The following is a 21110-nucleotide window of genomic DNA, read 5'->3' on the forward strand; positions in this document are numbered from 1 at the left end:
TCAATCTTTTTTCTCATTATCCCTTTTTATACCAAAAAAGCCTCTCAGCTGTCTAAAACTGAGGGGCTTTAATTTATTTATACATATATTTTGCAGTTGCTTCTTTAGGATCCATCCCATTACGAATCTTTAAAGCAAGTTCAATTGATACATCTGCAATGATTGATTGTGGATCAATCACGTTATAAGGGTGATCTGGCGCCTTTTCTTGAGCCAAGGATAATTCAGTGCAGCCAAGTAAAATCACATTACAACCATACTTATCATGCATTGTCTTCAAGATCTTGTGATACAAGTCATGGTCAACAACGCCCTTTTCTTTAATATCACGATAAATAAGCTCATTCACCATTGGTTGAATTTCTGGACCACCTAGCTCGGCTTTTTTACCAACACGTTCTAATTCATCCACATATAAATGGTCGTAAATAGAACCTTCTGTTGCAATTAAGCCAATTTTTTCTTCCTTTGGAAAATCATCCACAAACTTGTGCACAGCAATCCGCATCATATGAAGAAATGGTACATCAGTCAAAGCTACTAAATCATCATAAAAATAATGTGCTGTATTACAGGGCATAACAAAAAAATCAGGATTAAGCTTTGATTGACTTAATATGTCATCCTTTAAGTCATAGAAAAAGTTTGGCTTGCTATGGTCCATAATATAAGCAGTTCGATCAGGAATTTGAGCATCATTTACTAAAATATAGTTTAGGTAGTCTTGATCTTTAGCAATTTTAACTCGGTGATTAATCAAACGAACGTAACTCTCAGTTGCAATCGTTCCCATACCACCAATAATTGAGAAAAAGTGTTTCATACCTATTCCTCGTTGTCTTTTTCTAATTCATTAATTACGCTTTCAGCTACTTTAATATCTGTTGGATATGGTGTATCCACTCCGCGAATCTTTTGGTATGGATCTGCTCCCTTACCGCAAATCAAAACAATATCATCTTTGCCAGACATTGCAATTGCATCATGAATAGCTTTTTCACGATCTAATTCAATCGTAACGTCAACCTTTTCATGGTCAATTCCTGCGTCAATTTCTTGTGCAATATCCATTGGATCTTCAAAACCAGGATCATCAGTAGTTAAGAAAGCCTTATCTGCATACGCAGTTAAGCTCTCACTAAATCCTGGTCGACGAGACACACCCTTATCTCCAGGAGCTCCCACAACAACAATAATCTTTGGATTATTAAATTCACGTTGCATGAAGCTCATTAAAGCCATCATTGAAGCTTTATTGTGTGCATAGTCAACAATTACAGTACCATGATTCTTTGATGGCATAGCTTCCATACGTCCAGGAATAGTCACATGACGAATACCCTTAGCACATTCTTCGTAATTTTCACCAGCAAGACCTGCACCAATAATTGCAGCTGTACCATTCATTTCATTAAAGTCACCAATCATTTGAAGAGTGTAGTCTCCAGCAATTGGTAATTTCTTAGCCTTCTCAGAAGCACAGAATAACTTAAATTCTGTTTCCTTCATGTCTGTTTCAACTGATTGAAAACGGAAATCAATTGGTTGCTTCAAGTTAGGGTTTTCAAAATCATTTCTAGCAAACAAGTAAATACTATCTGGATTAGTAGTTGTTGTTGCTGCTGCATAAATATCATCGAAATGATCAGACATAGCATTAATAATACATTTACGTGAGTTAACCATTAGTTGCAACTTACAGTGTAAGTAATCTGCAAAGTTAGGGTGTTCGTTTGGGCCAATATGGTCTGGGGTAATGTTTAAGAAGAAACCTAAGTCATAAGTTAAACCAAAGACACGATTCTTCTTGTAAGCTTGACTTGAAACTTCCATTACTAAGTGAGTCATGCCGTTATCAACAGCCGTTCTCATATCTCTGAACAAGTCCAAACTTTCAGGAGTAGTTAAACTAGCCTTAAATTTATCTTCTGGCTTTGGTCCGACAATATCATCTACAGATGAAAATAAGGCTGTACGACCACCATTAATTTGGTCAAGCATACCTTTTAAGAAGTATGCAGAAGTGGTCTTCCCCTTAGTCCCAGTGAAAGCTACAACATATAAGTCATCTTGTGGAAATCTGTAAAATGCAGCTGATAAAAGAGCCATTGCTTTAGTTACATCTCTAACAACTAAAGCATGCATTCCTTTACCTTCTGGATATGGTTGTTCTGCCACATAACAAGTAGCCCCACTATCTTTAGCCATTGATAAGTAAGTAGGTCTAAATCCTTTACCCTTACAGAAAAATAAGGTATTTGTTTTTATATCACGTGAATCATATGAAATATAATCCATTTTAGTTGGAACTGCATCTTGAACTGCACTTGATTTAAGCAAGTGGTGTTCCTTCAAAATTAAGATGCAAGTGTTTAAAGAAATGCTAGAATCGCTCATTTTTTCTCCCCAATTTTTTAATCAATTCAGCCTAAATTATAGCACACCATCATTTTGCTTTGGGGCTATTGAGTGGTAGTTGAATAATAAAACTAGTCAATTCTGCCGTTGATTGACATTTTATTGTCCCACCATGTAAGTCAACAATACTTTTAGTAATGGCTAGGCCTAAACCAGTACCGCCAGTTTTTAAATTTCTTGAACTTTCTACACGATAGAATCTGTCGAAGATCTTTTGTAGAGATTTCTTAGGAATTTGTTCCCCATTATTTTCAACTCGAAGCTCTACAAATTCATTATTAACCTTATTTGCAATTAAGTTAATCTCGGTAGCGCCATGACCGTACTTTAATGCATTAGAAATCAGATTATTCAACATACGTACAATCATCTTGGCGTCCGCGTCAATGACTAAATCTCTTGGTCTTGTAACTACGTTAAAGGTAATATTTTTCTTTTCAGCTTCTAATTCAAAACCTGCCGCAACTTGTTCAAGCATCGAATTAACATGTAGCGGTGCTAAAACAAGTTTATTGTTTGTTGAAGAACGCAAGGTAGTATATTCAAACAAGTCTTCCGCAAGGGCCTTCATTTGAAGAGCTTTGTCATAGGCAATCTTTATATACTTAGCCTGATCTTCGTTTAATTCACTACTCTTCAATAAACCAAGATAGCCAATAATTGAAGTTAGCGGCGTCCTAATATCATGCGAAACGTTAGTGATTAGATCATCTTTTGACTGCTCAATTTGGCGCTCTTCTTCCATTGAAGCTACTGTACTATCAACTAAGGCATTGATTGAATCGATTACCTTCTGTAAATCTGTCTTTACTACAAACGGAATTCGATGATCAAAATGACCGTCGGCAATATAGTGTAGCTCCTCAATAACATGACGCAACTGCATTTGACGATATCTTCTAATTAGACGCCAGTAGACAATTAAGACATCCCCAATAAGCATAAAACTAATAAATAATCGCTGCCAGGACCAAAGATGCATACCGTTAGCAAAGGTAATTGTCTTCTTCAAAAAGAAAATTCCATTTTCTAATCTTGGATCATTTAAAACTGCAAGATTAATCAGGATAATAATTGAAAGGTTCAAGAGCAAAAGCAAGATGACGGTTATAACACCCTCACCAAATAATTCACTTTTTTCTTTTGTGGTTAGGATTACTTTCTGCTTTTTCATCCTTATTAAGCCTCTACTTTATAGCCTACTCCCCAAACTGTCTGAATAACTTCTTCACCGTCAGTTGCCTTTTGAATTTTATCCCGCAAGTGAAAAACGTGAACCATAACTGTTTTAGCAGAAACAACTGATTCTTGTTGCCATACTCTTTCAAAAATTTCATCAGCACTAAAGACGCGGTTAGGATGACTAGCAAGCATGTATAGTATTCCAAATTCTAAAGCTGTTAGTTGAATAACCTTACCAGTTAAAGTCTTAACTTCATGTGAGTCCTTATTAATTACCAAAGGTCCCACTTCTAATACATCAGGTTTATCGTCTTTAACTTCTTTTTGACTGCGACGGAGTAATGATCTTACACGAGCCATTACTTCTAATGGATTAAATGGTTTAACTACATAGTCATCTGCCCCAGTAATTAAGCCTTGAATCTTATCCATATCACTAGTTTTAGCAGAAACAACTAAGATTGGGATTTCAGAATCTTTTCTAACTTCTTTGATAACTTCAATCCCTGACATTTGCGGCATCATGATATCAAGAATCATCAATGCAATTTCTGGATTAGTAGAAAGTTTGGTTAAGGCCTCTTTACCGCTATAAGCAGCGATTGGTTCATAGCCTTCATTTTTTAAATATATGCTTAATAATTCAACGATTTCTTTATCATCATCAACAACTAAGATCTTCATGAGGATTTCTCCTTATCTATTTACTACACTTAAAATCTATTATTAATATTTTACCCGTTTTCCTTTTAATTACCTAAATTAAACCACGTTTTTAAAGAATTATAAAAAATGAACCCTAGAAAAAACATCTAGAGTTCATTTTTGTATTAATCTAATTCTTTTTTACCAGTATAGAGTTCGTAATAGTAACCCTTTTGCTTTAAGAGTTCTTCATGAGTACCACGTTCAATAATATGACCGTGATCAAGAACCAAAATAAGGTCTGAATTAACAATGGTTGATAAACGGTGTGCAATAACGAAACTAGTTCTACCAGCAAGTAAGTTATCCATTCCGGCTTGAACCATTCGTTCAGTTCTAGTATCAATACTTGAAGTTGCTTCGTCTAAGATCATTACCGGTTCATCTGCAATCATTGCTCGAGCGATACTTAATAATTGCATTTGCCCTTGTGACAAGTCTCCGCCGTCACCATCAATTATAGTTTCATATCCATCATCAAGTTCATGAATAAATTCATCCGCATGAGCTAGGCGAGCAGCTTGGTAAACTTCATCATCACTAGCATTTGGCTTACCAAAACGAATATTGTCCATAATTGTGCCAGTGAAGAGGTGCGTTTCTTGTAAAACAATTGATAGTGAATGTCTCAAATCATTTTTTCTAATTTGAGAAATTGGGACACCATCATAAGTAATCTTTCCAGATTGAATCTCATAGAAGCGATTAAGCATATTTGAAATAGTGGTCTTACCAGCACCAGTTTCACCAACCAAGGCAACTTTCATACCGGGTTTTGCATTAATGTTAATGTCATACAAAATTTGATGTTCAGGAACATATGAAAAGTTAACATGGTCAAAGACAATATGACCCTTAATTGGAACTTTTTTAATGTCACCATTCTTTTCTGGAACATCCCAATACCAGCTGTTTTTAACTTCTTGGTTAGGTGACATAATAACATCGCCATTATCAACTTCAGATGGTTCATCTTCCAGTTCAAAAATTCTTTGTGCACCAGCTAAAGCTAAAACAATTGAGTTCAATTGTTGTGAAATCTGAGCAATTGGCATACTAAATTGACGCGATAATTGTAAGAAAGACGCAATTGCACCTAAAGTTAACGGTGCCCAACCATTAATTGCGGCAGCTCCGCCAATAAAAGCAATCAATACATACAACAAATTCCCCATATTACCCATAATTGGGAAAAGAATCGTTGCATAAGTATTGGCCTTGCCTGAAGCTCCACGTAATTCTTCGTTAAACTTATCAAAACCTTCTTCAGCTTCAGGCTCATGTGAGAAGACCTTAATGACCTTTAAACCATTAAGCATTTCTTCGTCATAGCCATTGATTTGTCCTAACTTATTCTGCTGAAGTTTAAAGTAGTAGCTAGACTTAACCGTTAAAAATCTAACAATTCCAAATGACAAGCCAAAGATAATGAACGAAAACAAGGTTAGCTGCCAACTCAAACTAAACATCGCCACAATAACGAAAATCAAACTTAATGCTGAATTTAAGAACTGGGGCAATGACTGCGAGATCATTTGCATTAAGGTATCGATATCATTAGTATAACGACTCATGATATCCCCATAATTGTTTTGATCAAAATAAGCAATTGGTAGAGATTCCATGTGGGTAAAGGTTTCGTTACGAACACGGAATTGAACTTTCTGGGCTAAAACACCCATTAACATACTGAAAAGATAGTTTGAAATAAACCCAATTGCATAAATTCCAAACATTACTAAAATTGCATTTAGCAAAGGACCATAGTTAGGAACCTTTTCATGTAGTAAGGGCGTTACATAGGTATCAATTAATCTTTCAATAAATAAAGATCCAATTACGGCAGAGCCAGCTGCCAAAACAATTGCAATTACTGAAACAATTAGCATCCAAGGACTAGTAGTTAAGACTACTTTTAGCAGACGTCCTAAAACTTTAAGACGATTTCCTTTGGTTTGTTGTTTTGCTTGATCCATAAAGTTCTCTCACCTACTTTCCTGCATTGTTTTCTTCTTGGAACTTAGCGATTGAATGGTAAAGCTCATTAGTCTTCATCAATTCATCATGCGTTCCAATTGCTTGAATCTTACCATGATTCATAACAATAATTCGATCAGCGTCCTTAATTGAAACAACTCTTTGCGAAATAATAATCTTAGTCGTAGTTGGCATATCGTTTGCCAAAGATTCACGGATTTCACGTTCAGTTGTTGTATCAACGGCAGAAGTTGAATCATCTAAAATTAAAATTTCAGGATTCTTCAAAAGTGCACGAGCAATAGTAATTCTCTGCTTTTGACCACCAGAGACATTATTTCCGCCTTGCTCAATCATAGTGTTATAACCATCTGGCATTTCGCGAATAAAGTCATCTGCGTGAGCAACTTTAGCAGCAGCTACTACTTCTTCATGAGTAGCATTTTCGTTTCCCCATTTTAGGTTTTCTTCAACAGTTCCACTAAACAAAACATTCTTTTGCAAAACCATGGCAACTTTATCACGTAGTGCCTTTAAGTCATAGGATTTAACATTATGTCCAGCAACTCGAACAGCACCAGAAGTCACATCATAAAGCCGCGGAATCATTGAAACTAAAGTCGACTTAGATGAACCAGTTTCACCAATAATACCAATCGTTTCACCAGGCGTAATATGTAAATTAATATCTTCTAAAGCATAGTGCTTTTCATCTGGTGAGTACTTGAAGTTAACATGATCAAAGACAATATCACCATTAGTTACATCTTCAAGCGGTTTACGTGGGTTTTCAATTGCTGGCTTTTCAGTTAAAACGGCCGCAATACGCTTACCACTAGCTTCAGAAATAACTAATTGCGTAGTAATCATCGCTAAAATGTTTAAACTAAATAAAACTGAGTTTGAATATGAAAACATTGAAACTAATTGACCAGTCTGCAAACTTCCACCAACAATTTCTTTAGCACCAAACCAGCAAATTGCTAAAGTTGAAATATTAAGAACTGCCATTACAACTAACGCATTAAGCGACATAATCTTTTGCGCTGTTGAGAAAAGCTTATAAATAAAACCTGAAGATTTCTCAAATTTTTCAATTTGAGCTTCTTCTTGAACATAAGTCTTTACTTCACGGATTCCACGAATATTTTCACGAACATCTTGGTTCATTACATCATATCCCTTAAAGATACGTGGGAAATAAGGATATGCACTTTTAATAATTAATGCCAAAATCAAAACAAAAATCGGCGCAATTACCACAAAGATTAAAGATAATCTTGGACTAATGATAATTGACATGATAATTGAAAAAATTAACATTAACGGTGCACGCACAGCAATTCTAATAAGCATCTGATAAGCATTTTGCACATTAGTCACGTCAGTAGTAAGACGCGTTACTAAACTAGCACTAGAAAACTTATCAATATTGCTAAAAGAAAAGTCCTGAATATGGTAAAACATATCTTTTCTTAAATTAGCTGCAAAACCAGCCGCCGCATGAGCAGAAACATAGCTGGCACTTGCACCCAAGGCTAGAGAAACTAGAGTTAACACAAAAAGAATTAAGCCCCACTTATTGATGTAACCCATATTTCCTTTCATGATTCCTTTATCAATTAAAATACCAACCAAGTACGGGATCAGCATTTCAATTAAAGCTTCACCTGCAACTAGGACTGGGGAAGTCAGTGACAATTTTTTATATTGCCTGATTGACTTACGCAACACATTAACCATATAAAACCCCCGTTCTTTACTTAAAAAAGATAAAAATAAATAGACGCCTCGCGCCGTCTATTACTCTCTAACAAATCAACTATTTGTTATCTTTATTTATACTGTAGACTACTTTAAATAAATAGTCACGCTTTTAACTTCTGCGATTTCTTCTACGTGCTGCAATATCATTTTCACGTCTAACTTGTAACGGATCAACTACGTGATACTTTTGACGGAACCATCTCCGTCCAAAGAATGCAATAACAGCTAACACAATGTAAACCCAAGGGTTAAGGACTGGGTTAATCACTCTAAAAGCAGGAAGTGCAGTAAGATTGATTACTACCATCATTATAACTACTAGAATAGCCCCAATTAAAATCATTTTCCAGACAGATGGGCGATGTTCTTTATCTCTAGTCATTAAGTCGCTGTAGTAAGCCATTAGAATACCAAACAAAACAGTAACAACAATCATTGTAAAAATACCTAATTGTTGTTGTACGCCTGATTGCTTTGGATTTTGGCTAAATAATTGTACTAAGCCAAAGAATCCTGCAAAAATTGCAAAGTAAAGTAATCCATTATCTACTGCATGCATCCAAAACTTGCTTTTTGGTGCTTCTTTTTTAGGATTAGCAATTTCAATTGCTTTTTCTCTTGGAGCTTTTTGGTACAAGTTAGATGCAGGAATTCCCTTACGCTGCGCAACAATAATTTCTGGCAAAATTTGATCAATTGCAGGTTCTACTTGATCCATGGTGTAATTTTGATCTTCTATCAAAAATTTTTCTAAACGAAAGACGTAATCTTGATTCTTATTACTTAATTTCTTTCGTAATTCTTTTGGCGGCATTTTTTTGATTTCTTCTTCACGAGAATTTTGTTCATGCGCCTTTTTTAACTTTTCTTGTTTTGTATTACCTACTGTTGAGTTTTTAGTAGCTTCAGTATTCTCACTTTTATTTTGATCTTTTGGATCCATTCAAAAAACTCCTAAACATTAAATCTAAATTCGATAATATCGCCGTCTTGAACTACATAATCTTTTCCTTCAAGACGAAGTTTTCCAGCTTCCTTAACTTTTTGCATGGTTTCAAGTTCATTTAAATCATCAAATGAAACAACTTCTGCTCGAATGAATCCACGTTCAAAGTCAGAGTGAATAACACCTGCAACTTGTGGTGCCTTCATACCTTCATGGAAAGTCCAAGCACGAGTTTCAGGACCACCAGCAGTAAAGAATGTACGAAGTCCTAAGATGTGGTAAGCTGCCTTAATTAAGCGATCAAGACCAGATTCTTCAACGCCTTCCATTTCAAGGAATTCTTTTCTTTCATCTTCATCCATTGAAGCAATTTCTTCTTCAGTAGCAGCACTAATTCCCAAAGCTTCTGCGTTTTCACTTTCAGCATGCTTTTTAACGATTTGGTAGTACTTGTCACTTTCTGGATCAGCCATTGAGCTTTCAGCAATATTAGCAACATAAATAACTGGCTTAGAAGTAAGTAGAAATAGTCCTTTAACAATCTTTTGTTCATCTTCATTAAAGTCAATTGAACGAGCAGCCTTACCTTCTTCAAGAACTGGCTTTAACTTGTTCAAAACAGCCATTTCAGCCTTAGCTTCCTTATCGCCTTGTTGAGCAACTTTTTGAACTTTTCCAATTCTACGGTTAACTGCATCTAAGTCGGCAATTGCCAATTCAAGATTAATAGTGTTGATATCTTCTTCTGGATCCACCTTGCCAGTAACTGAAGTAATATTGTCATCATCAAAAGCTCTTACTACGTGAACAATTGCATCAGTTTGACGAATATTTTCAAGGAATTTATTTCCAAGACCTTCCCCCTTGGAAGCTCCCTTTACCAAGCCAGCAATATCAGTAAATTCAAAAGTTGTATGAACAATCTTCTTAGCTGGAATTAATTCTTGAATGCGAGCAAGGCGTGAGTCCGGAACTTCAACCATCCCCACATTTGGTTCGATAGTAGCAAATGGATAGTTTGCCATTTCAGCACCAGCCTTAGTAATCGCGTTGAACAAAGTAGATTTACCAACATTTGGCAATCCGACAATACCTGCAGTTAATGACATTATTTTTTCTCCTCTTAATTTGTTTTATTCAAAGTGCGGTACAGCAATATTTTCCTTTGGAACGTAATGTTCTTCTTTTAAGTTAACAGGATCATTTGCTGCATGCAGCACTTTTTTTAATTTTTTATTGAATTCTGCTCGAGGCATCATAATTAAATGACCGCACCCTAAGCACTTAATGCGAATGTCTGCACCCATTCGCAAGATTTCCCACTTATTTTCACCACATGCATGTGGTTTCTTCATCTGCACTACATCGCCCAAATGATACATGAAAAATCACTCCTATTAATTATTTATCTAAATTAATCCCTAGTAAATCTAAAATTCGATTTAATTCATCAGTTGAAGCAAAGTCAATCGCCAAATGACCATTTCCCTTTTTGCTTTCTGTGATGTTTACGCTAGTTCCAAATTTATCAGTTAATTGGGATTCGCTAGCTCGAATAAAAGCAGATTTTTTAATAGCTTTCTTCTTTGGTTTCTTTTCTTTTTCATTCAACTTAGCTACTAATGATTCTAATTGACGAACAGTAATACCGTTCTTTACCACTTTTTTAGCTAAGTCATCAATTCCATCTTTATCTTTTAATCCAAGTAAAGTTCTTGCTTGTCCCATTGAAAGCTCGCCTCTTTGAAGAAGACGCTTAGTCTTTTGCGGCAAAGTAAGCAAGCGAAGGTAATTAGCAATATATGGACGAGACTTTCCTAATCTTTTTGAAACTTCTGCTTGTGTTAAACCTAAGTTTTTTTGAAGCATCTCATAAGCTTGAGCTTCTTCTAATGGTGTTAGATCCTCACGTTGCAAGTTTTCTAGAACTGCAACTTCCATCATCTGAGCTTCATCAAATTTACGAATAATTGCTGGAATAGTCTTTTTCTTAGCTAATTTAGATGCCCGAAAACGACGCTCGCCTGCAATAATTTCATATCCGTTAACCGATTTACGGATAATAATTGGTTGAAAGACTCCATTTTCTTTAATTGATTCAGATAGCTCTTTCAAACTCTTATTATCAAATGTTTTTCTCGGCTGATAAGGATTAGGTCTAATTTCATCTAACGGAATTTCTGTAATCTCTTCAGTTTCTTGGACTTGTGGACTTTCATCAAATAGGGCTTCTAATCCTCGACCAAGACCACGTTTTTTGGGTTCTTTAGAGTTTCTTACCATGAGCTTTCAACACCTCTTTTGCTAAGGAATCATACACTTGTGAGCCACGAGATTTCGGAGCATATTCCGTAATTGGCTTACCGTAACTTGGAGCTTCAGCCAACTTAGTAATCCGCGGAATAATGGTCTTATAAACTTTTTTATTGAAGTAAGATTGTACTTCCTTAACAACTTCTGCTCCTAAGTTGGTTCTTGCGTCTAACATTGTTAATAAAACGCCTTCTACACCCAAATTTTTATTAAAGTGTTTTTGAACTAATCGGATTGTATTTAATAACTGACTCAATCCTTCCATAGCATAGTATTCGCTTTGAACCGGAATTAAGATAGAATCTGAAGCTGTAAAAGCATTAATAGAGAGTTGCCCTAATGAAGGTGGACAATCTATCAATATAAAGTCATATTCATGACTAATTTCATCAATCCCCTGTTTCAATCTAGTTTCACGAGCCATCATTGACGTTAGCTCCATTTCAGCTCCAGCTAATTGTATAGTAGCAGGAACTGCATCCAGATTTTTAGTCTCAGTATGATGAATAGTTTCAGATAAAGGAATCTCATCAATCAAAACATTATAGATGTCTTTATCTACAGTAGATTTTTCAATACCTAAACCAGAAGTCGCATTTCCTTGAGGATCAATATCAACAATTAAAACCTTATAGCCATGATTTGCAATGCTGGCACCTAAATTAATTGTCGTCGTTGTTTTACCAACGCCGCCTTTTTGGTTAGCAACCGAAATAATTTGAACCATATTTACCCCTTTGCTTACTTTTTAAGCAACTCAATAGTAATCTTATAGGAATCTCCCTTTTTATCCTCTTTATATTTCACGGTCATCCCTGAATCTTTTGCCATTTTAATTGCTTTCTTAATGGTATTAATTTGCACTTTAAAGTCATTAGCTGTTCGAACTTGAACTTTTTTCTTAGGCTTCTTCTCTTTTTCAGGCTTATTTTCTTCAAGTTTTTCTTCTTGAGCCTGTTTTTGTGCTTCAAAGTAGCCATCGAGATCTTTTACCATCTCTTCAGTTTCTTTTACTGTTAAGCCATTTTTGATAATTTCACTAACGGCAGTATCTTGATCTTCTTCGTTTAACGCTAACAAAGCACGACCATGACGTTGAGAAATCTTTTTATCAATTAAGAAGCCTTGTACTTTAGGCGTTAATTTGAGCAATCTAATCTTATTAGCAATATATGATTGGGTCTTTCCCATTTGATCTGCTAATTCAGTTTGAGTTAAATTATTAACTTTCATCAATTGAACATAAGCTTGTGCTTCGTCAATAGGATTTAAGTTTTCACGCTGCAAGTTTTCAACTAACGCTAAAGATGCAGCCTTTTCATCGTCCATATCTTCAACAATAGCTGGAATCTTTGCCCACTTTAATGATTGAGCTGCGCGGAAACGACGTTCACCTGCAATAATTTCATACTCGCCTTCAGGACCATCAGCTGGCTTACGTAAAATAATTGGCTGAAGTAGTCCTTGTTCTTTCAAAGTAGTAGCTAATTCTTCAATTGATTCATCACTAAAAGTATGACGTGGTTGATAGCGATTAGGGATAATTTTATCTAATTCAATTTCTTGAACTTGTTTACTTTCAGGAATCTTTTTTTGACGATTGCCAAATAATGAAAATGCCATAATTAAATCCTCCAATTAAATTTAAAGTGGTTTTTTATTCGGTGTACCAGCTTGACGTGGATATTTCTTTGGCGTAGCTTTTATCTTTTTAATAACAATCAAAGTCCGGTCGTCATCAGTATCAGGAAGAGTTAATTCTTTCACTTCTTCAACACTACCGCCTAATACTTCAATTGCATGTTTAGCTTCAGTTAATTCATCTTGTGCCTTAGGACCTTTTAGAGCAACTAAATAACCGTTAATTTTGGCTAATGGCAGACAATATTCGCTTAATACGCTCATTCTCGCTACTGCACGTCCAGTAACCAGATCAAACTTTTCACGTAAATCCTTATTTTGCCCCGCATCTTCTGCTCGACTATGAACCAAAGTAACTTTATCTAAACTCAAGTCGTTCACAAGTTCATCTAAAAATTTTAATCGTTTACCTAAAGAATCAACAATTGTGATACTTAAATCTGGGCATAAGATTTTAATTGGTAAAGACGGAAAGCCTGCTCCTGCTCCAACATCGCATAACGTCTTTTCGCCCTTAAATAAGTCTGGAAATTCTAAAAGAGGCGTAATGCTATCAAAGAAATGCTTTAAGTAGACCTCATTTTTATCAGTAATTCTAGTAAGATTGACCTTTTTATTAAACTCAATTAATTTGTTATAGTATGTCGCAAATTGTTCTTTTTGCTTATCGCTAAGTTTAAAGCCATATTTTGCGAGTTCTTTTGCAAAAATTTCTGGATTCATTTTTCACCCGTGAAACCTAGTTTCACACTCCTAATTTACCGCAATTAAAGTCGGTTAACAATACTATCATCATCATAAACTAACGTATTTAATTATGTAGTATTTTTTAAGAATCGTCAAAAAACAACTAAGTCTAAAAAAATATGTATTTAAATTAAAATCTATAAGCTATAATGATTAGCAAAAGGAGTTAAATTCATGATTGTTACGCTTATTGTGATTCTTTATCTCGGCTATCAAACATATAAGGGCTATCAGCTGGGATTTGCTCAACGTGTTATTAATATGATTTTTGGAGCAATTGTGTTTGCTGCCGCAATCTTAGGTCAAAATAGTCTGGGAAATTGGTTCTACCAACAATTTTCAGGCAACCTTGTTCCAACAACTGGCAATATCAGTCTTGAGCTGATTGGTTATCGTTTCCTAGCCTTTTTTGTAATTTGGTTCATTGGAAAGATGATTCTAAAAATATGCAAGGGCTGGCTTCCAAAACGAGATCGTACTAAAAAAGGAATCAGCAACTTATTAGACAACGTTTTGGGCGCAATGGTTTCTTTCATTGCTGCATACTTTTTAGTCTATGTTGCTTTATCAATGTGCCAAGCATTTCAAAATCCTTGGTTTATCCAACAAACAGTCGACTCACCAATTCTACGAGTGATTATTTATAATACTCCAGGTTTGTCTAATGGAGTCTTTAAGACGATATTTGGTATCAGTCGAACTGTAGGTTAATATTTCAAAGAAAAAAGATTCGGAAAATTCCGAATCTTTTTTTATACGCCAACTCTTTCGATTGAATCATCATCATATACAAAGATTGCACCGTAGCGTCCAGCTTTATCATTCTTCCAACCTGGAATTGGACCGCCAGCGAAAAATAATCTTTTACATTCAATTTCTGCTTGAACCGAATCGCGAGTAAATAAAGTAACTCCTGCCACATGAGTTTTAACTGGATAACCAGTCTTAGGATCAATTATGTGGTGGTATTTTTTACCATTAATCTCTAAAAAACGCTCATATGTACCACTAGTTACAGCAGAACATTCATGAACAGTTGCAGTCGTTAAATTGTCTCCGCGTTTCTTTTTAGGATCTTGCACTCCTAAAATCCAGTCGCCGCTTGCTCTTTTTGGAGAACTATTTACAAATAAAACATTACCACCTAAATTAATAATCCCAGCTCGTACATCGTAAGCACGCCATAAGTCTCTAATTCTATCCGCAATGTATCCTTTAGCAATTCCTCCTAAATCAAGTTCCATTCCCTTTTTAGTTAAGAAAACAGTCTGATTAGCATCATCTAAAACTACATCATCGGGATCAGTTAAACTCATTTTTTCTTTAATTTCTGCATCAGTTGGAACGTGCGCCCCTTTAAAACCAATGTGCCACAATTTTACAACTGGCCCAATTAAAGCGTTAAAGCCAAAATTTTGCTTACTTTCATAAACTGCTAATTTAATTAAATTATATGTGCTTGCGGAAACTTGAACAGGATGAAGTCCAGCAGCATGATTAACATCCATTACCTCAGAATGATCGCGATTCACAGTTAGTCGATCTTCATAACCCGCAATTAAATCAAAACTTTGATTTAAAATCTTTTCATTTTGATCACCATAAACTTGCAAAGTGATAACAGTTCCTAATCCGCGGCCAACCTTTGCAATTGGAGTTGAAGCATAATTTTCTATCATTTAGATGCCTTCTTTGGTTCTAAGTATAGCTCTCTTAGGCTTTGAATCAATTCATCATCAACTTTCAAGACGTCTCTAATGTAATTATCTAGGCCATTATATTTTTCATCAATTAATAAAAGCGCTGTATCTAAGTATTCATTTGCAACACTTGCCAAGCTTCTAACATTAGCACGTAAAACTGCACTACCGCCCTCATCAACTATCTTTTGGTTCATCATAGCCTGATATTTACCCAGCATTAGGTTAGAAAATAGATAATCTTGTCTGATAGTTTCCACATCAACGCCTAAAATATACAAGATTAAAAAAGCAGCTAATCCCGTACGATCTTTTCCTTCAGAGCAGTGAAAAATTATCGCACCATCTTTTGTGTTAGCAAAAATATTAAGTAAACTTTTAAAGGCTTTTTGAGAGTATTCCTGGCTTACAGAAGCATGGTATTGATGACACATCGTCTTAAAACCAGCATATTGGTCCTTGGTATATGTCTTCTTTAATTGTGCTATCTTTTGATCCGTCTCCGCATTTTGATTACCGTGAATTGGATTATCAATATGCTCAACTCCAGCTGGTACAATATCTGGAGCAATTTTAATTTCTTTAGGTGACCGTAAATCAACAATTTTAGTTAAGCCATAATTAAGTAAAAATGTCTCATCTTTCTTAGTCATTTGGTATAACTTGCCAGTTCTAAGAAGGCGATGCATTTTTATCTTTCGGCCATCAGCACCTACATATCCTCCTAAATCACGTGCATTAGGCACATGTTCTAATGGTAAAATGTTTGGCCTAATCATTTTGTAATCCCTACTTTTCTAAATTTTTAAAAACGACCTTCTGTCCCGGCTCAATATGTGAAAGTAAACTGCATTCATTAACGCATACTCTTCCAATAACTCTTACTCCCTTATCAGCAGGTAAGTTATGCTTAGCAATATGAATTTCATTGCTATTAAAACCATTACTATTAATACTAATAGTTCCCGCTGGCCGGTCTAAGGGTAAATCTTGAGCTTCAAATTTTGGAAGCTCTCCTTCACCATGCAGTCTAACGATATCTTGAGCGAGATACAAATAATTATGCCATTTATTTTCCTTAAGTAGAGAATTTTTTTCATCTACATGAAGTGTAATCGCATGTTCCTTATTGTAACGCGCAAAAGACTTAATTGTTTCGCTAGTTAAACGATCGCCCACGATAACGTTGCTACAAGCAAGATCTTTCAAGTTAAGGGCAGCTGCCAATGGATAAACTCCTCGTTGAGACTCAAGGGTAGTTTCTCCAGCAAAAAATGGTCCTCTTTTAACCCCATCACCAGATATAAAGGCAGCTGTTTCTAATTTACAATTACGCAGCCACTGATTTTTCTTTTCAAACCATTTTTCATCCATCCCAGTTTCTGGCTGAGAATAAAAATCAAATAAAGCCCTAATATGATCAAAATTAGCTGCTTCTTCTTTCAAATGAGTAATATCTTCTGGTTCTAAATAAATTGCATTTAAAGATACCCACATTGCTTTAGACAGCTTAGATACAAAACGCATTAAGACTTTGTCATTGATTCTTAATCCAGTAACATTAAGCGTCTTTAACTTTTCTACATCATCTAAATCATATCCTAAGCGATGCAAATCATCCTGCGATACATCAGCCATTACCTTTAATTCAAGATCTTTACACCAAGCAGTTAGCTGAGACAGTCTTTTTAAAATTACATCCGCTTCTTCTCTTAGGCCGGTTAGCGAAGTAAATACTTCGTTAAACCCAGCATTTCTCATTCCTAGCAAATAATTATGATCATCTGCTGTTAAATCTTTATCCAAATAAACTGAAAAACCGAGCATCTCAATCTCTCTTTTCTAAGCTTTGTGAAAATGCTTTCTTTCATTAAAATAATAAACTTTAATGACAAAAAAAGCTAGATAGAAAATTCTACCTAGTTCTTTTTCACTATCTGAAAATAAGATTCTACTTATTTTTGAGCTTGTTCAACAAATTTAACAAAATTATTAAATGCTAAATCAATTGCATGAATAGTTTCCTGGTCTAATAAATCTCCAGTATTCTTATCAAATTTATCTGCAGCATGACCAATTAACACTTCATTTCCTGGTAAAACATTTGCACTTTGATCAGGTGAAAGTAAAATTTCACGCATTTCTTCTTGAGCACGTGAAGCTCCTTGAATACCATAAGATGCACCTAAAACCATTGCTGGCTTCATTTTCATTACATCTGCATTTCCTTGAGCATGACTACCAGTCCATTCCATCGCACTCTTCAAAGAAGAAGGAATTCCGTGGTCATATTCTGGTGTAGCAAAAATCACACCGTCTGCTTCACGAATTTTATTCTTAAATTCTTCAACCTTACTGTCTGGTTGTGCTTCTTTCTTAAAGCGGGGTAGGTCAGCAATTTCATATACTTCAATTTCGGCTTGATCTTGATAACGCTTAGCCATAAATTGCTCTAAAAAACGGTTATATGAAAAATCTGCATTTGTACCAACAATTGCTAATAACTTCATGTCTTATCTCCCTACTTACCTACTTCTGAATAGAAACTATCGAATTCATCGAAGAAGTGTTCCAAAAACTTAACAGTTCCATCTGGTAAATTACCATCTTCATCAAATTGTTTTGGAGCGGTTCCCATCATAAATTCATCACCATTAAATACTTTAGCGCTGAATCCTGGAGATGAAAGAACCATCTTTAAATGACTTTGTCCACGAGCAGACCCTTGTGGTAAAACTGAAGTTCCCACAATAACTACTGGCTTATCTTTAAATGGGTGCTCAGCTGATGAAAGCCATTCTAATGCACTCTTTAAAGACGAAGGAACAGAGTGTTGTTGCTCTGGAGTAGAGATTAGCACAGCGTCAGCTTCAGCAACTTTTTTAGCAAAACTAGCTACTTCAGCAGGCTCTTCAACTCCTTCTTTAAACATGGGAAGATCTCTAACTTCTCCTAATTCAATATCATATCTACCAGTAAAATGCTTTTTAATAAAATTTAGCAGGTCTCGATTATAAGAATGATCTGCATTGCTACCCACAATTGCAAAGAGCTTCATTATCTACGTCACCTTTCTGTTAATAATCTTTCTCTTAAATTATACGTTTTAATTTCACAATTTTAAAAGTTATATTTTAATTTTAACAAAAAAACACCACTTTCAGTTGAAAGCGGTGCTTAATTAATTCATTAATTAGCCTAGACGTTCTTCAAGAGAAGCGTCAGCATCTGCAGCAAATAATGGATTTTCTTCAACATTAGTAAGACGGTCATTTAACATAGCATCATGGATTTGTGCCTTCAAAACGCTAACCATTTGAGCTTGTGTAAAGTTTGCCATCTTGTTAATTAGAAGTGTTGCTAATCCAGTAGCAGCAACCCAGTTGGCAATCACAATATGATTGAGTCTTTCATCAGAAAATTGTTCTGCATCAAATTGTTGCTTGAATTTTTCAATTCCAAGACCCATTAAAGTATCAACAATCATTTGGTTGCCAAATTTGCCATCTACAAACATTGCTCTAAACAAATCAACATGTTCCTTGGCAAAGTACAAGTATGAAAGATCTAAGTCAATCAATGGTTCACCTGTGAAGTTCTGTTGAAGAGTGTTAGACTTCAATTCATCAGAAATTCTTGCTAAAACTTGATTACGTAAATCTTGCATATTTTCAAATTCAAGATAAATTGGTTGAGTAGAGCAGTTAACTGCCTTTGCAATGTTTCTTGCAGTTAAACTTTCAATTCCGCCACGAACTGCTAATTTATAAGCAGCGTCGAGAATTCTCTGCTTATCTATTTCCTTTTTTCTAGCCACTTTAATTACCTCACTTAATTCAATATATCAACATCAACACTATCGAGATCATCTAAAAATAACAGAATTGCCTAACATCTGTTATTTTCTTCGTGTTTATATTATAACAAAAATATGAAAAAGTGGAGAAATTTATATCAAATTCTATAATCTTTTAAATAAACTCGAATCATCATCTCCAGTGAATTGATCATAATGAGAATTAATCATTTCAATAACTTGTTGTTTGTCTAATCCTTCATTTGCTGCAAATGCTAAAAAAGCTGCTGAAAGAATATAGCCTTTTTCACGATTATCAACTAAATTGTCAGAAAACTCCATATTAATGGTATTATCTTTGTAATCAGTGGTAAGAATAATTTTTTTATCTTCTGGTAATTCTGCCATGTTAGTGCCCTCACTTATTTTTAAATTTTATACGTTATACAATATAGATTATATTATATCATCAATAGAAAGTGTGAAAACTATGTCATCAACTGTTGGACGTTCGTCATGTACATCAATTTTAATCGGTAAAAAAGCTACCGTTGACGGTAGCGTAATTATTGGTCGAAACGAAGATGCCAAAACTGCATGGCCTAAGCATCTTGCTTTTAATCCACATCAAATAAATAAAAATAACCTTTTTAAGTCAAAAGATAATAAATTTCAAATAACGTTACCTAACGAGCGTTTTTCTTACTCATCAACTCCTGAATGGACGGATAAATACGGAGTATTCGAAGAAGACGGAATCAATGAATATCATGTAGCAATGAGTGCTACAGAAAGTGCCTATGCTAATGACCGCGTTATGGCTGCTGATCCCTTTGATGAAGAAAAAGGCATCTTAGAAGAAGCAATGATATCAGTCGTTCTGCCATACATTAAATCTGCTCGAGAAGGTGTAGAGCGTTTAGGTGAAATCGTGCAAGAACATGGTGCGGCAGAAGCAGACGGAATTTTATTTGCGGATAAAAATGAAGCTTGGTACATGGAAATAGGTTCTGGTCATCATTATGTTGCACAACGCATCCCGGACGATTCTTACGCAGTTGTAGCTAATCAACTAGCAATTCAAGTAGTTGATTTTAATGATAAACATAATTTCATTACCTCTCCTGGTATTCAAGATTTTGTTTATCAAAATAATCTTTGGCCCAATAATAAACCATTTAATTTTAGACTAATTTTTGGTACACATGATGATTCTGATTTAACTTACAATACACCACGTGTTTGGAGTGGGCAAAAACTATTAACCCCATCAATAAACCAAGATCCAGAAAGCTTTGACCTACCATTTATTAGAAAGCCAGATCATCCTGTATCAATCCAAGAAGCACAACGCGTTTTAAGCGATCACTTTAACGGTACTAAATATGACTTAACTAATACCAAAAACGAAGGACAACCTGCTTATCGCCCAATTGCTGTAGCTACTACCCAAGAATCTCACTTATTACAACTTAGAGATAATGATATGATTCATTGGTTAGCAATGGGAATTGCTGCACAAAGCGTTTATATTCCTTTTTATCCACAAGGCTCTAAAGTCCCTACAATGTTTAAATATGGTAAGGAAGAATATACTAGCAATTCTGCTTACTGGGTATTTAAGACCGCAAGTGTCTTAGTTGATCGCAATTGGAGTAAATATGCGACTGATTTAGTTAATACACAAAAGGCAACTAACCTTGCTCTAAATAAGTTACGGATTGAATATGATAAGAAGTTAGCGCAAGAAAAAGATAATACTAAAAAGCTAAATCTAGTAAACGAAGCTAATAAAAAACTCGCTGATGTGGCTGTTAAGAATTACCAAAAATTAATTGCTAAACTTATCACTGCTCAAACAGCAGATTCCCCTTTGAGATTTAAAATCGATCCTAATCTGTAATAGATTCAAAAAAAA

The 21110-nt window shown here is 35.1% G+C and carries 22 protein-coding genes; 2 read left to right on the forward strand and 20 right to left on the reverse strand.

Annotation, left to right across the window (positions count from 1 at the left end; translation table 11 throughout):
• Positions 1 to 73: 73 nt before the first annotated feature.
• From QM512_RS07620 to rsmG, 13 genes are all read right to left on the reverse strand, one after another.
• Positions 74 to 823: an aspartate/glutamate racemase family protein gene (locus QM512_RS07620; RefSeq protein WP_282805129.1), complete on the reverse strand. Its 750-nt coding sequence runs from the start codon at positions 821 to 823 to the stop codon at positions 74 to 76.
• 2 nt (positions 824 to 825) lie between these two features.
• Positions 826 to 2397 carry a UDP-N-acetylmuramoyl-L-alanyl-D-glutamate--2,6-diaminopimelate ligase gene (locus QM512_RS07625; RefSeq protein WP_282805130.1) on the reverse strand — a complete coding sequence of 524 codons (1572 nt, stop codon included), beginning with the start codon at positions 2395 to 2397 and terminating at the stop codon, positions 826 to 828.
• Between the two features lie 49 nt (positions 2398 to 2446).
• A complete protein-coding gene (locus QM512_RS07630; RefSeq protein WP_282805131.1) occupies positions 2447 to 3592 on the reverse strand; it encodes a sensor histidine kinase in 1146 nt (381 codons plus the stop codon).
• Positions 3593 to 3597: 5 nt separating this feature from the next.
• The gene (locus tag QM512_RS07635; RefSeq protein ID WP_144770508.1) at positions 3598 to 4284 is read right to left on the reverse strand and encodes a response regulator transcription factor; all 687 of its coding nucleotides are present in this window, start codon (positions 4282 to 4284) and stop codon (positions 3598 to 3600) included.
• Between the two features lie 146 nt (positions 4285 to 4430).
• On the reverse strand, positions 4431 to 6281 hold the full coding sequence (locus QM512_RS07640) for an ABC transporter ATP-binding protein (RefSeq protein WP_282805132.1): 1851 nt from the start codon (positions 6279 to 6281) through the stop codon (positions 4431 to 4433).
• A gap of 13 nt (positions 6282 to 6294) precedes the next feature.
• Positions 6295 to 8025 carry an ABC transporter ATP-binding protein gene (locus tag QM512_RS07645; protein ID WP_282805133.1) on the reverse strand — a complete coding sequence of 577 codons (1731 nt, stop codon included), beginning with the start codon at positions 8023 to 8025 and terminating at the stop codon, positions 6295 to 6297.
• A 133-nt stretch (positions 8026 to 8158) separates the two neighbouring features.
• Positions 8159 to 8992, reverse strand: coding sequence for a DUF1129 domain-containing protein (locus QM512_RS07650; RefSeq protein WP_282805134.1), 834 nt, complete (start codon positions 8990 to 8992; stop codon positions 8159 to 8161).
• Positions 8993 to 9003: 11 nt separating this feature from the next.
• On the reverse strand, positions 9004 to 10104 hold the full coding sequence (ychF, locus tag QM512_RS07655; protein WP_282805135.1) for a redox-regulated ATPase YchF: 1101 nt from the start codon (positions 10102 to 10104) through the stop codon (positions 9004 to 9006).
• A 24-nt stretch (positions 10105 to 10128) separates the two neighbouring features.
• Positions 10129 to 10377 (reverse strand): DUF951 domain-containing protein, encoded by a 249-nt coding sequence (locus tag QM512_RS07660; protein WP_057718652.1) that lies wholly within the window; start codon positions 10375 to 10377, stop codon positions 10129 to 10131.
• Positions 10378 to 10396: 19 nt separating this feature from the next.
• Positions 10397 to 11278 carry a ParB/RepB/Spo0J family partition protein gene (locus QM512_RS07665; protein ID WP_113532471.1) on the reverse strand — a complete coding sequence of 294 codons (882 nt, stop codon included), beginning with the start codon at positions 11276 to 11278 and terminating at the stop codon, positions 10397 to 10399.
• Positions 11262 to 12035 (reverse strand): ParA family protein, encoded by a 774-nt coding sequence (locus tag QM512_RS07670; RefSeq protein ID WP_053107361.1) that lies wholly within the window; start codon positions 12033 to 12035, stop codon positions 11262 to 11264. The genes QM512_RS07665 and QM512_RS07670 overlap by 17 nt, the downstream gene beginning before the upstream one ends.
• 14 nt (positions 12036 to 12049) lie before the next feature.
• Positions 12050 to 12931, reverse strand: a complete 882-nt coding sequence (noc, locus tag QM512_RS07675) for a nucleoid occlusion protein (protein WP_282805136.1) — start codon at positions 12929 to 12931, stop codon at positions 12050 to 12052.
• A gap of 21 nt (positions 12932 to 12952) precedes the next feature.
• Positions 12953 to 13672 (reverse strand): 16S rRNA (guanine(527)-N(7))-methyltransferase RsmG, encoded by a 720-nt coding sequence (rsmG, locus tag QM512_RS07680; RefSeq protein ID WP_282805137.1) that lies wholly within the window; start codon positions 13670 to 13672, stop codon positions 12953 to 12955.
• A gap of 198 nt (positions 13673 to 13870) precedes the next feature.
• Between rsmG and QM512_RS07685 the strand changes: the two genes are divergently transcribed.
• Positions 13871 to 14407: a CvpA family protein gene (locus tag QM512_RS07685; RefSeq protein WP_282805138.1), complete on the forward strand. Its 537-nt coding sequence runs from the start codon at positions 13871 to 13873 to the stop codon at positions 14405 to 14407.
• 41 nt (positions 14408 to 14448) lie between these two features.
• On the opposite strand, the gene QM512_RS07690 is transcribed toward QM512_RS07685, so the two are convergent.
• The 7 genes from QM512_RS07690 to QM512_RS07720 form a co-directional block, all read right to left on the reverse strand.
• Positions 14449 to 15375, reverse strand: coding sequence for an FAD:protein FMN transferase (locus QM512_RS07690; protein ID WP_282805139.1), 927 nt, complete (start codon positions 15373 to 15375; stop codon positions 14449 to 14451).
• Positions 15372 to 16175, reverse strand: a complete 804-nt coding sequence (locus QM512_RS07695) for a tyrosine-protein phosphatase (RefSeq protein WP_282805140.1) — start codon at positions 16173 to 16175, stop codon at positions 15372 to 15374. Before QM512_RS07695 ends, QM512_RS07690 begins: the two co-directional genes overlap by 4 nt.
• A 10-nt stretch (positions 16176 to 16185) precedes the next feature.
• Positions 16186 to 17223, reverse strand: a complete 1038-nt coding sequence (locus tag QM512_RS07700) for a MupG family TIM beta-alpha barrel fold protein (protein WP_282805141.1) — start codon at positions 17221 to 17223, stop codon at positions 16186 to 16188.
• Positions 17224 to 17351: 128 nt separating this feature from the next.
• Positions 17352 to 17906, reverse strand: a complete 555-nt coding sequence (gene nfr2 / locus QM512_RS07705; RefSeq protein ID WP_282805142.1) for an NADH-dependent flavin reductase subunit 2 — start codon at positions 17904 to 17906, stop codon at positions 17352 to 17354.
• Between the two features lie 11 nt (positions 17907 to 17917).
• The gene (locus QM512_RS07710; RefSeq protein ID WP_282805143.1) at positions 17918 to 18454 is read right to left on the reverse strand and encodes an NADPH-dependent FMN reductase; all 537 of its coding nucleotides are present in this window, start codon (positions 18452 to 18454) and stop codon (positions 17918 to 17920) included.
• Between the two features lie 135 nt (positions 18455 to 18589).
• The gene (locus QM512_RS07715) at positions 18590 to 19213 is read right to left on the reverse strand and encodes a TetR/AcrR family transcriptional regulator (RefSeq protein WP_282805144.1); all 624 of its coding nucleotides are present in this window, start codon (positions 19211 to 19213) and stop codon (positions 18590 to 18592) included.
• Between the two features lie 144 nt (positions 19214 to 19357).
• The gene (locus tag QM512_RS07720; RefSeq protein WP_004898039.1) at positions 19358 to 19600 is read right to left on the reverse strand and encodes a hypothetical protein; all 243 of its coding nucleotides are present in this window, start codon (positions 19598 to 19600) and stop codon (positions 19358 to 19360) included.
• An 82-nt stretch (positions 19601 to 19682) separates the two neighbouring features.
• Here QM512_RS07720 and QM512_RS07725 point away from each other — a divergent pair, with 82 nt between their 5' ends.
• On the forward strand, positions 19683 to 21095 hold the full coding sequence (locus tag QM512_RS07725; RefSeq protein WP_282805145.1) for a C69 family dipeptidase: 1413 nt from the start codon (positions 19683 to 19685) through the stop codon (positions 21093 to 21095).
• The last annotated feature ends 15 nt before the right edge of the window (positions 21096 to 21110 follow it).

Origin of the sequence: Lactobacillus isalae (assembly GCF_947539375.1) — a bacterium.
In the GTDB taxonomy this organism is placed as follows: Bacteria; Bacillota; Bacilli; order Lactobacillales; family Lactobacillaceae; genus Lactobacillus; species Lactobacillus isalae.